Source organism: Gilliamella sp. B14384G12 (assembly GCF_016101825.1).
Lineage (GTDB): Bacteria > Pseudomonadota > Gammaproteobacteria > Enterobacterales > Orbaceae > Gilliamella > Gilliamella apicola_N.
In genome coordinates, this window is record NZ_JACFPU010000071.1 from 1 (window position 1) to 289 (window position 289).

1 protein-coding gene is annotated in these 289 nt (G+C 36.3%); it reads left to right on the top strand.

Annotation, left to right across the window (positions count from 1 at the left end):
* Nucleotides 1–289: toxin VasX (locus H3S73_RS13700; protein WP_198237001.1), on the top strand; the 289-nt coding region annotated here is incomplete at both ends.

Sequence of the window (289 nt, forward strand, 5' to 3'; positions counted from 1 at the left end):
GAAGATAGAATAATTTATGGTGAACTGGATAAAGGAAAGGATTCCCATTCACCTTTAGCCAATGGCAACTGTGGTGTATGTGAACATAAAGGTTTTCCGATTTTTTTAGTCCGAAAAGCACCGGTTAGTGCATCTTTTATATCAGCTCATAATATTGGTCTCGCTGAGAAAAAACTCTCTGACGACAATCGTGAACCGGAAGTAGATTTAATTACTCATAAATATGTGTATCGAACCTTACGGGTAGGTTATGTTTATATTCTAGTCAAACATAAACAAAAAGGTTGGG